At 75.3% G+C, this 15772-nt stretch carries 11 protein-coding genes; 4 read left to right on the top strand and 7 right to left on the bottom strand.

All coding sequences use genetic code 11. The annotated features are described in order from the left end of the window. Nucleotides 1-30 precede the first annotated feature (30 nt). Nucleotides 31-693 carry a hexitol phosphatase HxpB gene (gene hxpB / locus LLG88_03730; protein ID MCE5246019.1) on the top strand — a complete coding sequence of 221 codons (663 nt, stop codon included), beginning with the start codon at nucleotides 31-33 and terminating at the stop codon, nucleotides 691-693. Nucleotides 694-742: 49 nt separating this feature from the next. Here hxpB and LLG88_03725 read toward each other — a convergent pair whose 3' ends face one another. The 6 genes from LLG88_03725 to LLG88_03700 form a co-directional block, all read right to left on the bottom strand. Next, the gene (locus LLG88_03725; protein ID MCE5246018.1) at nucleotides 743-2422 is read right to left on the bottom strand and encodes a VWA domain-containing protein; all 1680 of its coding nucleotides are present in this window, start codon (nucleotides 2420-2422) and stop codon (nucleotides 743-745) included. 117 nt (nucleotides 2423-2539) lie between these two features. Continuing rightward, nucleotides 2540-4984 carry a type I DNA topoisomerase gene (gene topA / locus LLG88_03720; GenBank protein ID MCE5246017.1) on the bottom strand — a complete coding sequence of 815 codons (2445 nt, stop codon included), beginning with the start codon at nucleotides 4982-4984 and terminating at the stop codon, nucleotides 2540-2542. A 135-nt stretch (nucleotides 4985-5119) separates the two neighbouring features. Further along, nucleotides 5120-6307 carry a DNA-processing protein DprA gene (gene dprA / locus LLG88_03715; GenBank protein MCE5246016.1) on the bottom strand — a complete coding sequence of 396 codons (1188 nt, stop codon included), beginning with the start codon at nucleotides 6305-6307 and terminating at the stop codon, nucleotides 5120-5122. Between the two features lie 176 nt (nucleotides 6308-6483). Further along, nucleotides 6484-7164 carry a tRNA (guanosine(46)-N7)-methyltransferase TrmB gene (gene trmB / locus LLG88_03710; protein ID MCE5246015.1) on the bottom strand — a complete coding sequence of 227 codons (681 nt, stop codon included), beginning with the start codon at nucleotides 7162-7164 and terminating at the stop codon, nucleotides 6484-6486. 17 nt (nucleotides 7165-7181) lie between these two features. After that, complete coding sequence (locus tag LLG88_03705; protein MCE5246014.1) at nucleotides 7182-8564, bottom strand: bifunctional folylpolyglutamate synthase/dihydrofolate synthase; 1383 nt, start codon at nucleotides 8562-8564, stop codon at nucleotides 7182-7184. 29 nt (nucleotides 8565-8593) lie between these two features. Beyond that, entirely contained in the window at nucleotides 8594-9457 is an 864-nt protein-coding gene (locus LLG88_03700) for a hypothetical protein (protein ID MCE5246013.1), read from the bottom strand. A 202-nt stretch (nucleotides 9458-9659) separates the two neighbouring features. Here LLG88_03700 and rpsU point away from each other — a divergent pair, with 202 nt between their 5' ends. Then, nucleotides 9660-9863, top strand: a complete 204-nt coding sequence (rpsU, locus tag LLG88_03695; GenBank protein MCE5246012.1) for a 30S ribosomal protein S21 — start codon at nucleotides 9660-9662, stop codon at nucleotides 9861-9863. Between the two features lie 110 nt (nucleotides 9864-9973). Here rpsU and LLG88_03690 read toward each other — a convergent pair whose 3' ends face one another. Continuing rightward, nucleotides 9974-13819 carry a TonB family protein gene (locus LLG88_03690; GenBank protein ID MCE5246011.1) on the bottom strand — a complete coding sequence of 1282 codons (3846 nt, stop codon included), beginning with the start codon at nucleotides 13817-13819 and terminating at the stop codon, nucleotides 9974-9976. A gap of 274 nt (nucleotides 13820-14093) precedes the next feature. On the opposite strand from LLG88_03690, the gene LLG88_03685 reads away from it, so the two are divergent. Continuing rightward, nucleotides 14094-15443 (top strand): hypothetical protein, encoded by a 1350-nt coding sequence (locus LLG88_03685; GenBank protein MCE5246010.1) that lies wholly within the window; start codon nucleotides 14094-14096, stop codon nucleotides 15441-15443. Continuing rightward, the coding region (locus tag LLG88_03680; protein ID MCE5246009.1) for a hypothetical protein at nucleotides 15440-15772 on the top strand (333 nt) is incomplete at its 3' end. The genes LLG88_03685 and LLG88_03680, both read left to right, overlap by 4 nt.

Here is a 15772-nt window from a genome sequence, read left to right as displayed (position 1 = left end):
CGCGCGGCGCCGCGGCGCAGGACGCTCCGCGTGAGCGCCTTCGCCGTCGTCTTCGACCTCGACGGCCTGCTGATCGACTCCGAGCCGCTCTGGCGCGAGGCGGAGATCGAGCTGTTCGGGACGGTCGGCGTCGCGCTGACGCCGGACCTCTGCCGCACGACGATGGGGCTCCGCGTGGACGAGGTGACGCGGCACTGGTTCGCGCGCCGGCCGTGGCGCGGGCCGTCCCCCGCCGCGCTCGCGCGGATGATCGTCGCGCGGATGGAGGAGCTGCTGGAGGAGCGCGGCGCGCTCCGTCCCGGCGCCGCGGAGGCGGTCGCGTCGTGCCGCGAGGCCGGTTTCCGCCTCGCCTTGGCCTCGTCCTCCTCCTACCGGCTGATCTTCGCCGCGCTGCGGCGCAACGGCCTCGAGGACGCCTTCGCCGTCGTCCACTCCGCCGAGGAGGAGGCGCTCGGCAAGCCGCATCCGGCGGTCTATCTCGACGCGCTGCGCCGCCTCGGCGCCGCGCCGGGCGAGGCGCTGGCGCTCGAAGACTCGCTCGGCGGCGTCGTCGCCGCCAAGGCGGCGCGGATGGCGGTCGTGGTCGTGCCGGAAGATCCGCGCGACCCGCGCTTCGCGCTCGCCGACGCGGTCCTCGACTCGCTCGAGCAGTTCACGCCGCGGCTCGCGCTGCGCCTGCTCGCGCCGCGCTGAGCGGCCGCGCCGCGCGGCGGCGCCTTTCCGCCGCGCCCTCCGCGCGGCGCTACTTCGCGACGAGCGCCGAGTAGACGCCCGAGGCGCCGGTCCAGGCGTCGGTCGCGGTGCAGGAGACGACGAGCGTCTCGCACGGCGCCGTGATCAGGAACTCCAGTTCCGGATCGGGCCGGCCGGCGGCTTGGTGCTCCTCGACCGTCTCGGCGAGGTTGAAGAAGCGGTACTGCGTGAACAGCGCCTCGCCGTCGTCGGGGCGGACGACGGTGAAGAGCAGCGCGAGGTTGGCGGAGTAGGCGTCGCGCACCCGCTCGAACGAAAGGGACGCGCGCTCGACCCGCGCGCGCACGGTGATCGCCCGCCGCTGCCCCGCGGCGCAGGCCCCGGCGGGGGTCGCGCGGAGTTCGCCGCGCGGGGCGGCCGCGACCGGACGCGCCAGGCCGGCGCCGAACTTCAGCGTCACGCCGGGACGCCGCGACGTGATCTTCAGTTCCGGCGTCGCGCCTTCTTCCGCGGCGCGCGGCGGGTAGAAGCCGGCGGTGTAGAGGCCGAGCGAGAGGTCGGAGATCTTCGTCACCGAAGCGCCCGGATCCATCGACTCGACGACCGCGCCGCCGGTCCGCGCGGCGATCTCCTCGAGGCCGTCCTTCATGTTCCGCTGCGTGCGCGCGGCGATGTCCACCGTCGGCGGACGAGTGCCGCCGCCCAGCTTCCAGTAGAGCGACGGGCCGAGCGTCGCCGAGCGGACCCGCTCGCCGGAGAGCACGGGGAAGATCGAGACGCGGGCCGAGGCCGCGGCGTCCGCGAGATGGCGGTAGACCGTCTCGTAGGAGTAGGGCGGGCGCGTGGCGATCCAGCGCGAGGCGCCGGCGCCGAGGGCGATCTCGCTCGCGTCGAGCGCCTCGAGCGCGGGGTCGCGCGGCACGCCGTCGCCGAAGAGGACGAGCAGCTTGGCGTCGGGCACGGCGCCGAGCGAGCGGATCAGCGCGATCAGGCCGGCCGTGTAGACGTCCACGTACCGCTCGTTCTGCGTGCGCCACATGCCGATGAAGCGCGAGGCGCAGGCCGCGCGGCGCTGCAGCGTCGTGGTCGTCACGATGCCCGAGGCGGGGTCGCCGTCGGGATTGCACTGCTCGCGGATCATCACCACGAGCGAGGTCAGCTCGTCGTAGCGGTCCTCGGTCGCCCGCTTGGTCAGCGCCTCGCTCTGGTCGAGGGCGGCGGCGAGGGCGGAGCGGTCGACGCTGAACGGCAGCAGCACGTTGACCTTGCCGTTGAAGGCGACGACCGAGACGTGGTCGTTCGGACGCAGATGCTCGCGCGCGAAGGTCCGCGCCGCGGCGAGCGAGCGGAGGCGCGTGTACTGCGTGGAGAGGAAGTCGTCGAAGAAGAGGACGAGCCAGCGGCCGCGCGAAGCGGCCGGCGCCGCGGCCGGCCCGGGCGCGGCCGGCGCGGGGGTCGCGGCCGGCGCGGGCGTCCCTTCCGCCCAGCCCTGCAGGAAGGCCAGCTTCCGCTCGGCGCCGTCCCAGCGCACCGCGAGGTCTTCCGGCTTGAGGTCGGCGATCGGGCGGCCGTCCTTGTCGGTCGCCAGCACGTTGAACTGCACCAGCGAGACCTTGACCTCTTCGACGAGTCCCGAGGGGCGCGCGTCCGGCGGCGTCTGCGCGCCGGCGGCGCCGGTCAGGACGGCGCAAAGCGCCAAGGAAACGGACAGGGCCCGTGCGGCGTCCATCGGCCATCCTCCGCGAGGGCCGCTCCCGCCGCCCCGCAGGGCCACAGTATGCAACGGCCCGCCGATCGGGCGGGCCGATGCGCTCCGCGGTCGCGGCGCCGTTTCAAACGGTCGGCGTCACTGCTGCTCGACGTGCCCGCAGCCTTCCTTCTCGCAGAGCAGCCGCGCGCCGTACCGCTTGGTGTTCGACTCCAGCAGGTAGGGCGAGCCGCACTTCGGGCAGGGCTTGGGGACCGGCTTCTTCCAGAGGACGAAATCACAGTTGGGGTAGCCGGTGCACCCGTAGAAGAGCTTGCCGCGCTTCGAGCGCCGGGCGACGACCGACTTGCCGCACTTGGGGCAGGCGACGCCGGTCTCCTCCTGGCGCGTGAAGCGGCAGTCGGGGAAGCCGGTGCAGCCGACGTACTCGCCGAAGCGCCCGCTCTTGCGCGCCAGCGGCTTGCCGCACTCCGGGCACTTCTCGTCGAGGACGACTTCCTTCTTCACCTCGACCTTGTCCCCCTGGAGCTTGATCTTGCGGGTCGTCTTGCACTCCGGATAGCCGGAGCAGGCGAGGAACGGGCCCCACTTGCCGCGGCGCAGCGCCATCGGCTTGCCGCAGTTCGGGCACGTCTCGTCGATCTCGGGGAGCGGCTGGCGGTCGGCGTTGAGCTCCTTGGTGTTCTTGCACTCGGGGTACTTCTCGCAGGCGAGGAACTCGCCGAAGCGGCCCCAGCGCTTGACCATCATCGCGCCGCACTGCTCGCACTTGACGTCGGTCTTCTCGACGCGCCGCTTGATGTTCTCCATCTGCGTGCGCGCGAGGTCGAGGTCCTTGCGGAAGCGGACGGAGAAGGCGGAGAGCGCCTGGACGCCGTCCATCTCGCCCCCCTCGACCTTGTCCAGCTCTTCTTCCATCCGCGCGGTGTAGGCGACGTCGAAGATGTCGCCGAAGTGCTTCACGAGCAGATCGACGACCAGCTCGCCGAGCTCCGTCGGCTTGAGCCGCCCCTCGACCTTGTCCATGTAGTCCTTCTCGGACAGGACGCCGAGGATCGCGGCGTAGGTGGAGGGCCGGCCGATGCCGTTCTCTTCGAGCGCGCGGACGAGCATCGCCTCGGTGAAGCGCGGCGGCGGCTGGGTGAAGTTCTGCTGCGGCAGCAGCGCGTCGAGACCGAGCGTCTCCCCCGCCTCGAGCGCCGGCAGCGACGCGGCCGCCTCGTCCCCTTCCTCCGCGTCCTCCTCGCGCGTCTCCTGATAGACGGCGAGCCAGCCGGCGAACCGCTGCACCTGCCCGACCGCGCGGAAGAGCGCCTCGCCCGCGACGACGTCCACCGTCGTCACGTCGAACTCGGCGGCCGTCATCTGGCTGGCGACGAACCGGTCCCAGACGAGCTTGTAGAGGTTGAACTCGTCCGCCTCGAGGTGCGGGCGGACCCGTTCGGGAGAGAGGTCGAGGCTCGTCGGGCGGATCGCTTCGTGGGCGTCCTGCGCCGACTTGCTCTGGCGGAAATAGCGCGGCGACTCCGGCAGGTAGTCGGCGCCGAACGTCTTGCCGATGTGCTCGCGCACCGCGTCGAGCGCCTCGGCGGCGACGCGCGTCGAGTCGGTACGCATGTAGGTGATGAGGCCGACCGTGCCGAGCTCGCCGAGGTCCTTCCCTTCGTAGAGCCCCTGCGCGAGGCGCATCGTGCGGGCCACCGGGAAGCGGAAGCGGCGCGAGGCCTCCTGCTGAAGCTTGCTCGTCGTGAACGGCGGGGGCGGGTTGCGGCGGCTGCGCTTGGCCTCGAGGCCGGCGACGCGGAAGGGGCGCGCCGAGCAGTGGGCGACGACGGCCTTCGCGGCCGCTTCGTCCGGCAGCGTCGCCTGCTTCTCGCTCCCCTCGGACGCCTTGCGCCACGGCGCGTCCTCGCCCTGCCAGCGGATCAGCTTGGCCTCGAAGACCGCGCGGTCGGTCGGCGCGAGACGCGCCGCGACGGTCCAGTACTCCACGTTCTTGAAGGCGGTGATCTCGCGCTCGCGCTCGACGATCATCCGCAGCGCGACGGTCTGCACCCGCCCGGCGGAGAGGCCGCGGCGGACGCGGTCCCAGAGGAGCGGCGAGACGCGGTAGCCGACGATCCGGTCGAGGATCCGCCGCGCCTCCTGCGCGTCCACCTTCTGCTCGTCGATCTCGCGCGGGGCTTCGATCGCCGCGCGCACCGCGCGGCGCGTGATTTCGTTGAACAGGATCCGCTGGACCGGCTTGTCGATCTTCTTCTCGCGCAGCAGCTGCGCGAGGTGCCAGCAGATCGCCTCCCCTTCGCGGTCAGGATCGGCCGCGAGGAGAACAGTCTCCGCCTCCTTCGCCGCGGCGATGATCTCGTCCACCGTCTTGACGCGGTCCTTGAGGATCTCGTAGTGCGGCTTGAAGCCCTTGTCCTCGTCTACGCCGATCCAGTCCTTGTCCCCCTTCTTCTTGGGGTTCTTGGGCAGATCGCGGACGTGCCCCTTCGAGGCCTTCACGCGATAGTCGCGGCCGAGGAACTTGTTGATGGTCTTCGCCTTGGCGGGCGACTCGACGATCACGAGGTGCTTTGCCACGCTGCAACTCCCTCAGGTGTCCGTGTCCGGGCGCGGCCGCGGAAAGCCGGCGCGCCGCGCCCTGCCGGGCCCTTGTGGCGACTCGCCGCCGCAGGCCCCGGGGCGGGCTAGGAATAATCTTGCCCGCGCTACGTGTCAAACACGCCCGCCGCCGGGGCGGACGGTCCGGCGGAACCGCGCGCCGGGGAGCGCCTCCGCCAAACCGGCCAACTGCAGGGCGAAGAGGGCCGCGAGAACGGCGTCGAGCGGGAGGTTCGCGGCCGCGGCGAGCTCGTCCACCTGCCGGTCCTCGTCGCGCGGCAACGCCCCGAAGACCGCCTCGGCCTCGACGCCGAGCTCCGCGGCGGGGCTCGGCCCGGGACGCTCGGCGGCGAGGGCCGCGGCCTCCTCGCCGCGCAGCGCCGCCGCGGCCGCCGCCGCGAGCTCCGGGAAGCGGCGCGGGGAAAGCGCGAGGAGGGCGTCGAGCGCGCCGAGGGCCGGCGGCGCGCCGTCCCGCAGCAGACTCAACGCGCCGGCGGCCAGCGGATCGCCGACCCGCCCCGGCACGGCGAGGACCTCCCGCCCGAGGTCGAGCGCGAGGCGCGCCGTGATCAGCGCCCCCGAGCGGAGCGCCGCCTCGACGACGATCACGACGTCGGCAAGGGCGGCGATGATCCGGTTGCGGCGCGGAAAGTTTTCCGGCGCCGGCGGGACGCCGGGACCAAACTCCGTCACGAGCGCGCCGCCGGCGACGATCCGTTCGGCGAGCGGGCCGTGTTCGCGCGGATAGACGCGGTCGAACCCGGTCCCCATCACCGCGACGGTCGTCCCGCCGGCTTCGAGCGCCGCGGCGTGCGCCGCGCCGTCCACGCCCCGGGCGAGGCCGCTGACGACGACGACGCCGACCCGCGCGAGCCCCGCCGCGAGTTCCTGCGCCATCCGCCGGCCGTAGTCCGAAGCCCGGCGGCTGCCGACGATCGCCGCCGCCGGCCGGCCGAGAACCGACACGTCGCCGCGGACGGCGAGGACGCGCGGCGGCGCGCCGAGGTCCTCCAGCGGCTCGGGGTAGCCGGGGCCGCCGCGGTGGAGATGGAGCCACCCCGTGCGCGCGGCGAGATCAAGTTCGCGGCGCACCGCGGCGTCGTGCGCCGGAGAGCGCAGCGCGGCCAGCAGGTCCGCGCAGCCCGCCGCTTCGGCGGGGCGGCCGGCGGCGGGATCGACGACGCGCGCCGCGCCGCCGAAGAGGCGGACGAGATCGTCCGTCGTCTCCGGCGTCAGCCCCGGCAGGCGGGCCAGCTTGAGCCACGCCGACAGTTCGGGATCGATCGCGAGTTCGGCGCCCACGCGGGGAAGATCCGCCGCCCCGCGCCGCGCGGCGCCGCGACGCGGCGGGGCACTCTCCCGCCCGCGGGACGGCGCGGACGCGCGGGGCGGATGCGCGGCGCGGACGGCGCGCGGCGGACGCAAGCGCGCGCGCGCGACAACGGCGTTCCGGGGCGCGGCCGCCGCTCGGCGCAGGGTCAGCGGCGACGCCAGGCGAAGCGGTGAATCGGACGGCCCTCGCGGCGGTACTTGATCTCGAAGTTCGTCACGCCGAGCGTCGTGTAGTCCCCCATTCCGGGGAGCTCCCACAGCGCCTGGTCCGGCCCGGCGTCCTCGAAGTCGGTCCGCGCGGCCATCACCTCGCGGATCGCCGCCGCGTAGAGCGGGTGGTCGGTCGCGGCGCGCAGCAGGCCGCCGGGGCTCAGCACGCGGGCGACGTCGTCGAGCACCTCGTCGCGGAAGAAGCGCCGCTTGTGGTGCCGCTTCTTCGGCCACGGATCGGGGAAGTAGACGTGGACCGCGGCGAAGCAGGCCGAAGCGAAGCGGCTCCGCAGCAGCGGGAAGACGTCGTGGTTGATCAGCCGCACGTTCGCGAGGTCGCGCTTGGCGACGCGGTCGAGCGCCTTGAGGTAGAACTTGCGCGCGTACTCGACGCCGACGAAGTCCACGTCGGGACGCGCGGTCGCGGCGAGCAGGACGAAGCGCCCCTTCCCCGAGCCGACCTCGAGCTCCAGCTCGCGCGCGCGGCCGAAGATCCGCGCGAAGTCGAGCGGCGCGTCCCCTTCGGGCACGATCAGTTCGACCTCGCGGTCGTTGCGGCGCTCGGCGACCGGCAGGTCGGCCAGATGCGGCGTCGGAATGTCGGGCAGCAAGTTCATCCGTCGAACGTCTCCGTTCAGACCAGCGCGGGGGCGATCTGCGTTTCGCGGCGCGGGTGCCCCGTGCCGTCGAGGTCGAGAAGGACGCGGCGCGCGTCGCCGACGAGGTAGAGCGAGCCGGCGACGAGCAGTTCGCCGTCCGGCCCGGCGAGCTCCGCCGCGCGGCGCAGCGCCTCGGCCGGATCGGGCACGAGCTCCGGCGCGAGTTGGGGCGCGGCCTCGACGAGCGCGGCGTGCACTTCGGCCGGGTCGATCGCCTTGACGATGCCGGGGCGCGCGACGACGACCCGCGACACGTGCGGCGCCAAGGGGCCGATCATCCTGTGGGCATCGCGTCCCTCGGTCAGGCCGAAGACGAGCGCACGCCGCGTCGGCGCGCGGCGGTCGGCGTCGGCCAGCGCCGCGGCCAGCACGCCGATCCCTTCCATGTTGTGCGCGCCGTCGAGCAGGCACGAGCGCACCGGCGGCAGGTCCGCCGCGAGCAGCGCGCCGTCGAGCCGCTCCAGCCGTCCCGGCCAGTGCGTCGCGACGAGGCCGTCGGCCACGGCGTCGAGGTCGATCGCGATCCCGCGCTCGCGCAGCAGTTCCGCGGCGCGGATCGCCAGCGCCGCGTTGCGCCGTTGGTGCGGGCCGGCGAGCGCGCAGCGCAGCGAGCGGTACGCGCGCAGCGGCGTCGTCACGTCGAACGAGCCGTCGTCGCGCGCGGCCACGTCGAGTTCCCGTTCGGCGAGGTGCAGCGGCGCCTCGCGCTCCCGCGCCGTCGCCTCGAAGACCTCGCGCGCTTCCGGCGGCACCCAGCCGACGAGGACCGGCGCCTCGGGCTTGATGATCCCCGCCTTCTCGCGCGCGATCGCCTCGAGCGTCCCGCCGAGCGTCTTCACGTGGTCGAGCGCGATCGTCGTGATCACCGAGACGCGCGGATCGAGGACGTTCGTCGCGTCGAGGCGGCCGCCGAGGCCGGTCTCGACGACGCCGAGATCGACGCGCCGCTCGGCGAAGGCGACGAAGGCGGCGGCGGTCATCATCTCGAAGAACGACGGATGGCGCGGCACGGCGCCGGCCGCGACCGCGGCCGCGGCGGCGCGGCGCAGCCGCTCGATCAGCGAGCGGAAGGCGTCGCGCGAGATGTCCGCGGCGCCGAGGCGGATCCGCTCCTCGGGCCGCACCAGATGCGGGCTCGTGTAGAGGCCGGTGGAGAGGCCGGAGACGCGGGCGATCGACTCGGCGAGCGCCGCGACCGAGCCCTTGCCGTTCGTCCCCGCGACGTGCAGCGCGGGGAAGCCGCGCTCCGGCCGGCCGAGCCAGACGCAGAACGAGCGCGCCGTGTCCATGTCCCACTTGAGGGCCGGACCTTGCAGCGAGAAGAGCCACGAGACGAGCGGATCTTGGGCGGTGTCCACAGCGTTGCCTTCTTCTTGCGCGGAATCGTTCACGCGCCGCAGGGCGCGGGTCTCGCGGACGGGGAACTCCACAACAGCCGCAGCAACTGCGCGAGCGTCGCCCGCAGTTCCGCCCGCGGCGCGACGAGGTCCACCAGTCCGCGGGCAATCAACTCTTCGGCCGCGCACGCGCCGGCAAGAGCCTTCGTCGCCCGCGGCTCCAGGTCGGCCGCGCCGGCGAGGGCGATCCGCGCCCCCGGCTCGGCCGCGACGACGTCCGCCTGCAGCGCCAGCGCCGCGGCCGGCCCGCGCAGCGGATCGGCGGCGACCGCGAGGAACGGCGTCTTGGACGCCGCCAGCGCGGCCAGCGCCGCCCCGGCGCGCGCGGCGTGGGCCAGCGCGACGGCGCCTTCCTCGAGCCGCGGCCCCGCCGACTGCGCGACGAGGACGAACGGCCGGCGCTCCGCCTTGGCGAGGTCGGCGCAGCCGGCGATGGTCGCGCCGACGACCGCGCCGAAGGTCCCGTCGAGGAACCCCGGCTCGAACGCCGCGGCGACGACCTCGATCCCGTCGATCGCGCCGCGCATCGCGAGGATCGCGTCCCCCAGACCGCAGGTCGCGCGCGCGGCGCGCAGCCGGTCGCGGTAGGGGGTGCGGCCCGCGAAGCGCAGCGGGTCGGAGGAGATCAGCCGCCCGAAGAGCGGCTCCGCCCCCGGGTCGAGCAGCGCGTCGAGCCGCGCCCGCGCCGGCATCGGCAGCAGCGCGCCGCACGCCGCGCAGCGCCAGCCCCGTTCCGCGGCGCGGGGACGCTCCGAGCGGCCGCCGCAGGCGGGGCAGACGACGTGCAGTCCGACCACCTCGCCGCGGCCGACGGCCCGCGGCCCCTCGGGGCGCTCTTTGCGGAACCAGACCATCGCGGACGGGGAGCGTAGACGCCGCCGCGGCGCCTTTCAAGTTGACAGTCGCCGCCGCCGCACATAATCTTTCCGCTGCCGCAGTTGGACGTGGCCCTTCCTTCCGGCTTCGGATGGGAAGCTCGGGAGTGAAGGGCTTTGTGCGCGCTTGGCGAAGAACCGGCGGCGCGGCCGCGCCGGCCGGACCTCTTGGAGTTGGACGATGCCTGATTCGACGTACGTGGTGGTGAAGGACGACCTGGAAAAGGCCCTGCGCCGGTTCCGCCGCAAGGTGGAGAAGTTCGGCATCCGCAAGGCGATCCGGCAGCACGAGTACTACGAGAAGCCGTCGGAGCGCCGTCGTCGTCGCCGCCGCGAGAACGACCGCAAGCGCCGCAAGGCCGAGCGCAAGGCCTCGCTGGCCTGACGCCCGGGACGCTCCGGGCGCGGCGCGAACGTTCGTTCGCCGCTTGGAGTCTATCGAGACAAGGGGACGGCGACTCGCCGTCCCCTTTTAATTTGCCGCTCGCGGGCCGTTCACGGCCGGCCGAACGAAACCGTTTCCGTCCGCCAGACTTGGACCGGCTCCCCGGCCCGGCGGGGCGCGGTGTACCGCCAGCCGGCGACGGCGCGGCGCGCCGCCTCGCCCAATCCCTGCCCCGGATCGCTCATCAGCCGGACGTCGCGGACGTCGCCGTCCGGGCCGACCAGGACGCTCAGGACCGCCTTCCCGGGCGCGGCGGCGTGCGCCGCCTCGGCGGGGATCTCGCCGGCGACCCGCTCGAGCGGACGGTCGAGTTCGGCCGGCCGCGCCAGTTCCGGCGCGGTCGAGCCGACCGCGGCCCGCGGCGTCGGCCGGGCGGTCTGGCCGTCGAGGCGGTCGGAGACGGCGCGCGGGACGGGCCGCACGATCTCCGGCGCGGCGGGCGCCGGTTCCGGGCTCGCGGCGGCGGTCCGCCGTTCCGAAGCGGGCGTCGTCGGCTCGTACGCCGCGCCGGTTCCGGCCGCGGAGGCCTCGACCGACGCGCGCTCGGCGCGGGTTGCGTCCGGCGCCGCGGGCGTCGCGTCCGAAGCGCGCTCGGCGCGGATCGCGGCCGGCGCGGCGGGCGCCGCCCCTGCGCCGCGCAGCAGGAGCGCCCCGCTGCCGACGCCGATCAGGACCACCAGCACCGCGGCCGCGGAAAGGACGAGCCCCATCGAGCGCGCCGTCGGCTCCTCGAGCGGCGGCGCCGAGGGGGCCGTTCCGCGGGGCGCCTCGTCGTCGGGCCGCGGCTCGTCGTCGGCGCGGGGGCCGACGAGCGGTCCGGCCACCGGCTCGACGTCGGCCGGGCCGGTCGGGGAGGTCCAGAAGTCGGGGATGTCCTCTTCGTCCGCCGGCGCGGCGGCGCGCTCGACCGGGGCGGAGAGGAGCGTTTCGAGGCTGCGCTCGTCGTCGTCGGTCGGCGGAGGCGGGCAAGGAGGCGAGGACTCGAACTCTTCCGGGAACGTCTCGTCGAGGACCGCGCCGCCGTCGGTCAGCCACTGGTCGAGATCGTCGTCCTCCGCGGCGTCCTCGCGGCAAACGGCGTCCAACCCCTCGAGACTCGAGAGGAGAGCGGCCGTCGCGGGATCGAACTCCCGCGCGTCCGAATGGAGGATCGGCTCTGCGGGATCTTCCGCGTCGCCGCCCGACGTGCCTCCCTGCCCGTCGCCTCCGGCGCCGCGTGCGGCGTCGCTCTGGCCCCCCTGGCCAGCAAATGCGCGATCGAGCTGTGAGTCGAGGTCGGGCCCCGTGTGGAAACGCTGCTGGGGCGCCGACGACGCCGTCGCCGGGACCGGCGCGGGGGCCGGACGGGGGGCGACGAAGCGTTGATACGACCACTGCCCGATCGGAGCGGGAGGCGCGGCAGGCGCGCCCGGGCGCGGCGGCGGCGGCCCCGGGGGGGCGACGCCGGCCGAAACGCCGTGATGTGGCCCGATCGGGCTGGACGGGCCGGTGTGGTCGAACGAAGGCGTGGGCGCAAAGCCCTGATTGCTGGAGGTGTCCTCCGTCTCGCCGAGGAGATGGAAGTGCGGCCGCGGCCGAAGCGCGGGCTTCGGCGTGGGGCCGTCGAAACGGAACTTCGCCGGCGCCGCCGCGGCGGGCGCGGCCGGTTCGTCGACGAGGCTGCGCGGGGAGGCGACTTCGGACGCGGCGGGCTCTTCGACGAACGCGGCGGGCTCTTCGCTCGACGCGACCGCTTCGGGCCGCTCTTCGACGAACGCCGCGGGTTCGACGACCTGCTCGCTCGATTCGCGCGGTTCTTCGACGAACGCCGCGGGCTCGACGACCTGCTCGCTCGATTCGCGCGGTTCTTCGACGAACGCCGCGGGCTCGACGACCTGCTCGCTCGATTCGCGCGGCTCTTCGACGAACGCCGCGGGTTCGACGAGCTGCTCGATCGATTCGCGCGCTTCTTCGACGACCGCCGCGGGTTCGACGGACGCGCCCGGCGCTTCGGCCTCGAGCGCGGCGGCCCGCGCTTCGAGAGCCGTCGCGGCGGGAACCTCGTCCGCGACGTCTTCTTCGGCGCCGGGGAACAGCCGGCCGATGTCGTCGGGAATCTCCGCGCCGCCGGAAGCCGGCGCTTCCTCGAACTCGCAGACGTTGTCGAGACTGCGGCCTCCGCCGCCCGCCCGCTCGCCCCGGAACTCGAACGCCGGCAGATCCGGCATCGCGATCGCCTCGACGTCGACTTCCGTCGTGTACGAGACGGGCGCGTCGTCGGCGAGCGACGTGAGGTCGCCGGCGCAGTCCAAGCGATCGAGCGCCGACGCCAACCCGAGCGGAATCCCCTCCGCGGGCGTCGCCGGCGCGGCCGGCTCTTCCCGTTCCGCGACGTCCGTCGGCGCGGCCGCTTGCTCCGCGCTCGGGCCGGCGGCGTCCCGGACGAGCGAAACGTCCGCGGCGTCCGCGGGGACGGCCTCGTCCGCCACGGCGACCGGCCAGGCCGGTGCCTCGTCGGCCGGCGCGTATTCCGCCACGACGACCACGGCCGGCGCCTCTTCGGCCGGCGCGTATTCCGCGGCGACGACCACGGCCGGCTCGTCGGCCGGCGCGTATTCCGCGGCGACGACCACGGCCGGCTCGTCGGGCGGCGCGGCGCCTTCCGGCTCGGCCGGCCACGCCGGCGGCGGCTCGGCGCCGACGAACTCGAACGCCGTCTCCGCCGACGGCGCGCGGAGTTCCTCCGGTTCGGGCGCGGGCGGCGGCGGGCGAACGTCGCCCGCGTCCTCCGCCGGACCGGATTCCTCCGCGGCGACCTCCGTGGTGAAGGCTTCCGTGTTCTCCAGGGGCGAGAGGGCGTCGAGCATCCGCTCGATCTCGTCCTCCCCCGCTTCGGCCAGCACCGGAATCGGCCCCATCGCCGCCGCCGAGGCGAAGACCGGGCTGACGCCCGGCAGCGGCGGCAGCGGGGCGGCCCCCGGCGCGTCGGAGACGAAGGACGAAGACGCCGGCGCGGCCGGCTCGTCCGGCTGCGGCGGGAGCGGCGCGGGCTCGCCGAACCAGGCCCCGGCCGAGGCCGCCGGCGCCGCGGAGGCGTCCACGGGCGGACAGATCGCCGTGTCTTCGGGCAGATCGATCACGCGGTCGAGCGCGTCGACGATCTCCTCGTCCGAGACGTCGGCGATCGGCACGGAATCGGAACCGTCTTCGCGGCTTCCCAGACGGAAGTCGGCCAGATCGACCGTCCCCTGAATGGCGACGCGCGGCGCGGTGCTCAGCGGATCGTCGGCCGGAGAGAGGCGCGGCGCGGGCGGCTCGGGGGGAGCCGGCGCGGCGGGCGCGGGGGCGCGTTCCGCGGGGATCCGCCTGGGGGGACGGCGGTCCTCCGACGCGTGGCGCGCCGGTTCGGGCGCCGCCGCGGGCGGGACTTCGCGCCGCGAGCCGCGGTGGGCCCGCGGCGCGGCGACGTCCTGAACCGGCACGGCCTGGGAGACGCGGGGCGCGCGCTCGTCGGCGACCGGCGGCGCGCCGGCCTCCGCCGCCGCCTCCGGCGGCAGCAGGCGTCGCGCGGTTTCCAGCAGGATATGGTCCTGCTGCGGGCGCTCGGCGTAGAGGTCGGCCCCGGCGTCCTTCGCCATCGCCCGGTACCGCGGGGCGCGGTAGATGCGCGAGGCGAGGATGACGTACGGCGCCGGACCGAATTCGCGGCGCTTCATCGCCGTGCAGAACTTGAAGCCGTCCAAGCCGGGGATCATCGGCTCCAGGACGACCAAGTCGATCTTCGTCCCGCGCAGGACCTGCTCGGCTTCCTTGCCGCTTTGGGCGCACAGGACTTCGAACCCCTCGGCCTCGAGTTTGGCCTGGGCCGCGGACAACGCCCGCCGATCGAAATCGATGAGGAGAATGCGTCGGCTCACGCGCGTCTCCGGCCGCGTCCTCCGCGAAAGGACGGGGCCGAACATCCCCTGTGCCTGTCAGAAGATAGGTTCCGCAGGTCGGCGCGGCCATCTCCGGCCGGGCCACCTCGGGGCCGCTGCTAGTTTATTTCAACAGGGCGCTGGACGCGATCGAACATGGCGAAACGTGGCGCGACTCGCCCCGGCGTCGTCCCGCGGGGAGCGCGCGGCGGCCGCGGGGTGAACGGGCGGCGGCGCCGCCGGTGCGGCCGCGCCGGGCGACTACAATGCGTTCGTGTTCGACTGGAACCGCGCCGCCGACGCCCTCGCCGACGCCCCCCCGGGGCGGTTCGCCCTTTGGGAGGCGCGCGCGGCGCTCGACGCCGGCCACGACGGACGGCGTCTGGACTTCGACGGCGGCGCGCGAAGCGAGGGAGCGGGCGGGGACGCATGGTTCGTCGTCGGGGCCGGTCCGACGGCGTGCGCCGCGGCGACCGGCGCCGCGGCCGCGGAAGGTCCCGATCCCGACGGCTGGCGGGACGCCCTCGCCTGGCTGGACGCGGAGGCGCGACGCCTGGCCGAGGAAACGCGCCGCGCCGTCCGTCACTTCGAGGCGTCGCTTCCGCGGTCGGCGACGCTCGCGGACATCCGGCTCGAGGTCCGGCTGCGGCTCCGCGCCTGGCGGCCGATCGGCGGCGCCCCCGCGGTCGCGCTCGACGCCGGCTGCCGCCTCCGCGGCTTGATCGAGACCGCGCGGGGACGCGGCGAACTCGACGTCGAGGCGGAGAGGCCGGACGACTGGGCGTCCCCCGCCGCGGCGCGGGACGCGCGGCTCCGCGCCGCCGCCCGCGGACCCGAGTTTCGGCGCGGCGAGGCGGGCGCGGAAATCGCGGACGGCCCCCCTCCCCGCATCGGCGCGGCGGGGCCGTTGCGGCTCGACGCGGCCGCCGCCGCGTGGCTGGTCCACGAACTCGGCCACGCCGCGATCGAGGGGGCGCTGCCGCCGGGCTGCGAGGGCGCGGCCCTGATCGACGACCCGCTCGCCGCCCCCTGGCCGGTCGGGTTCGCTTGGGACGACGCCGGCGACGCCGCCCGCGCCGTCGCGCTGTGGGGTGACGCCTCTCTCGCCCCGGACGCCCGCCTCGGCCGCGCGGCCCGGCGGCGCGACTCCGTCCGCTCCGCCGCCTCCCCGGCCTTGTCGGCGACGCGGCTCGTCGCGACGCGTCCCGCGCCGCTCGGGGCCGGCGACGCGCCCCTCCTGCGCGGCGCGGCCGCCGGCCGCTTCGATCCGGCCTCGCGGACGATCGTCTTGAGCGGCGGCGAATTCGCCGGCGACGACGGCCGCCTGCGCGGCGCGGTCGTCGTGGTCGACGCCGCCCAGGCCGCCGCCACCTTGGCGGCGCTCGAGGCGTCCCAGCGCCTCGGCGGCGCCGCGGCGACAGCGACGGGCACGGCAACCTGCGCCGTCGCGCCGGCCGGAGCGGGCGCGGCGACCTGCTCAGTCGCGCCGACCGGAGCGGGCGCGGCGACCTGCGCGCGGCGGGCCGCCTGCAGTCGTCTCGGAGCGCGCGCGGCGGTGCGGGCCGAGGCGCCCGCCGTCTGGATCGACGGGGCGCGCGTCCTGCTCCCCGGGGCCCGCCGATGACCGAACCGGGCTACGCCAAGCGTTCCGCCCAGATCGCGTGGCTCGCCGACGCAGAAGGCGAGCGGCTGATCGCCGGCTGGGAGGAGGGGGGCGACGAGCCGTCCGGCGCGCCGTCTCCGTCTCCGTGGCCCCCCCGCCGGCCGCCGCTCGCTCTCCCCGCGGGGGGCGGCGCCGGCGAGGCCCGGCGCTGGCGGGCGGCGTTCCTCGCCGCGACCGGCCTTCCCGGGGCGGAGGTCGCGGTGCGCCGCGGCGCCGCGCTCGTCGAGGAGCGAAGCGGGGCGACGGCCGCGACGCGGCGCATCGAGTCGGCGCAGCTGCTGCTCGGCGGA

The organism is bacterium (assembly GCA_021372775.1).
Taxonomy (GTDB): Bacteria; Acidobacteriota; Polarisedimenticolia; order J045; family J045; genus JAJFTU01.
The sequence above is the reverse complement of the archived record's forward strand: the minus strand, read 5'-3'. Positions and strand labels throughout refer to the sequence as shown.

Excerpts from the sequence above, each read along its gene's own strand:
- LLG88_03725 (MCE5246018.1), bottom strand. The coding sequence starts at position 2,422 with ATGGACGCCGCACGGGCCCTGTCCGTTTCCTTGGCGCTTTGCGCCGTC.
- trmB (MCE5246015.1), bottom strand. The coding sequence starts at position 7,164 with ATGAACTTGCTGCCCGACATTCCGACGCCGCATCTGGCCGACCTGCCG.
- LLG88_03700 (MCE5246013.1), bottom strand. The coding sequence starts at position 9,457 with ATGGTCTGGTTCCGCAAAGAGCGCCCCGAGGGGCCGCGGGCCGTCGGC.
- rpsU (MCE5246012.1), top strand. The coding sequence starts at position 9,660 with ATGCCTGATTCGACGTACGTGGTGGTGAAGGACGACCTGGAAAAGGCC.